The sequence below is a fragment of the Bartonella sp. OT172YNZD genome, from assembly GCF_042193725.1.
GTDB classification, from domain to species: domain Bacteria; phylum Pseudomonadota; class Alphaproteobacteria; order Rhizobiales; family Rhizobiaceae; genus Bartonella; species Bartonella grahamii_A.
Window position 1 is genome coordinate 1 of sequence record NZ_JBHILZ010000041.1, and the last position, 2958, is coordinate 2958.

Sequence of the window (2958 nt, forward strand, 5' to 3'; positions counted from 1 at the left end):
ACTCCTTGAGACACTTCCTTAATGCGCTGATTCACATTCTTGATATTCCTATCAAGGCCTTCAAAGGCACTCCCAACATTAGTAAAGACAATTGGTGAACTCACGCCATCTGCTGTAATACTGGATAAATTATAGATTGGATTTTTAAAAGTGCCGTTCTCAAATGAGGCACCACCACCCAAATACGTAGTAATACTGCTACCAAGGCTATAAAGCTGGGAACCATTGATTGCATCACTTGAGCTCGCTGAAACATCTCCATTCTTAAGAGATGTTATCTTACTGATTTCTTTATTCTCTCCATGCGTTGCTACAAAAGCGCTTTTAGCTGTATCCCACAACAAGGCGTCACCTTGAACAGTGGTGATTTCTTTTTCAATCTCTTTGCTAATTTCATCCTTAACTTTCTCGAATTTATCTTTAACTTTTTCGAATGAAGTACCAACACCGGTAAAGGCAGAAGCTACATCATTATAAGTTGCATCAGCGACACTGCCCTTAGAGTCAAACTGCTTAACCGTGAATTTGGGGGCCGTCCATTGACCATTCTCATAATGAGCGCCTCCACCAAAATACTTCGCAACCTCTCCACCCAATGTATGAAGCTGAGATCCATTAATGGCTTCTGTTGAGGCTGCACTAATCTCACCATCCGCTAGGAATTTAATCTTGTTATTTGTCTTGGCTTCATCTTCACCATCTTCACCATGCTGTGCAACAAAGGCATTGTCCTTCTCACTCCATAATAAAGCATCGCCTTTAACCTCTTGCGTAATATTCGTTATATTTTGAGTAAAATCTTTGAATTCATTCGTTATTTTCTCACTTGCTTCCTTGATATTTGTATCAAGCTGACCCTTGTTAACAGCTTCATTATCTTGTGTTGCTGCCTTGACACCTGATAGCGTCCGATCAGCACTCTTACTATCAGCTATATTGATTTCATTGCCGCCTTTTTCGCCACCAATTGTGATACGTCCTGTATCTCCATCAGCTTGCTTAACAAGGTTCTCACCTTCTACTTTGGTAATCGCATTATTAACTTGATTGGTAATATCATTGGTAACCTTATTCTGGACATTCGTAAGAGAACTACCAACTCCAGCCAAAGCTTCAGCTACAGTGGTGTAACTCTTATCTTCTGAGTTCCCATCATCCTTAACTGTCTTAACTTTGAAACTTGGTGCTTTCCATTCTCCACCCGTATATCCAGCGCCACCGCCAAAATACTGAGCAACCGTCTCTCCCATCGAATAAAGTTGACCACCTGTGATTGCATCAGTAGAGCCAGAAATAATATTTCCATCTAAAAGATGTGTAATCTTGCTCTTTGTTTTTGCATCATTCTTACCATGATCTGCTATAAATGCTTTATCATTCTCACTCCACAACAAAGAATCCTGTGCAACTCCTTGAGACACTTCCTTAATGCGCTGATTCACATTCTGGATATTCGTATCAAGGCCAGTAAAAGCTTTACCAACATCTTTAAATTCAGTTTTTCCCACCTTCCCCTCTGAAGAAATAGTCGATAATTTATAGCTTGGACCTGTAAAAGCACCGTCATTAAACTTCGCATCTCCACCTAAGAAGCTTGCGATATTTTGAGAGAGGGTATTAATTTGGCTACCATTAATGGCTTCTGTTGAGCTTGCACTAATCTCACCGTCTGCTAGGAATTTAATCTTGCTATTTGTCTTGGCTTTATCTTCACCATGCTGTGCAACAAAGGCATTGTCGCTCTCACTCCACAATAAAGCATCGCCTTTAACCTCTTGCGTAATATTCGTTATATTTTGTGTAAATTCTTTGAATTCATTCGTTATTTTCTCACTTGCTTCCTTGATATTTGTATCAAGCTGACCCTTGTTAACAGCTTCATTATCTTGTGTTGCTGCCTTGACACCTGATAGCGTCCGATCAGCACTCTTACTATCAGCTATATTGATTTCATTGCCGCCTTTTTCGCCACCAATTGTGATACGTCCTGTATCTCCATCAGCTTGCTTAACAAGGTTCTCACCTTCTACTTTGGTAATCACATTATTAACTTCCTTATGAAGATTGGTAAGGGAAGTACCAACACCCGCAAAAGCAGAAGCCACATCATGATAGCTTTTATCTTCTTCGGCGCCATCTTCCTTAACAGTTTTTATTTGAAAAGTTGGACCGTTCCAGTTTCCATTGCCAAAGTCAGCACCACCACCAAAAAAAGAAGCTACCTTACCACCCAGTATATTGATCTGGCCACCACTCACCGCTTCATTTGAATTTATACTCAGATCTCCACCCTGCAAACCGGTGAGTTTGCGTTCCTTACTATCTTTATTCAGAAGACTGATTTCCCACCCACCAGTACTCTTACCAATTGTAATAACACCTGTACCCTTACCATCAGCTTTATCATTTCGGAGCAGCTTCTGCTCTTCCTCTTGCTGAACAAGGAGGTTTTCCTTTACCTCTTTAATTTCATTATCAACATTTTTGAAAGAGGTGTTCACACCATCGAAAGCGCTTGCCACATTATTATATGTTTGTCCCTGAACAGTATATGTAGGTCCCTTACCTTGAAGCGCATCTACATCTTCACCCAAATATTTTGATATATTCTCGCCAAGAGAAGACACATTATTGTTTGCTGTTGTTATATCAGTAGCATTCTTACTTATCTTAATATTAGCTTCTGTAAGAGCATTCGTGTTTTTAGTGACATCACTATTCGTTGCAAAAAGCTGAGAACCATTAATGGCTTCGGTCGATTCTGCTGAGAGTGTTCCTTTTTTAACGCCTTTTAGCTCTTTATTGCCAACATCAATGCCAGCGGTCGTTATTTTCGGACCACCAGTAATTACCAAACCCGTTGCGTCTAAGCTATTCTCTCCTGCCTTTAAGCTCGTTAATGTGATGTCGGGAGCTAAATCAAATTTTACTTTATTGTCTTCTTTCCCTTTTGTTATA

1 pseudogene is annotated in these 2958 nt (G+C 40.1%); it reads right to left on the minus strand.

Annotation, left to right across the window (positions count from 1 at the left end):
- Positions 1-2958 (minus strand): annotated as a pseudogene (locus ACFIJS_RS08705) (hypothetical protein); the annotation flags it as partial.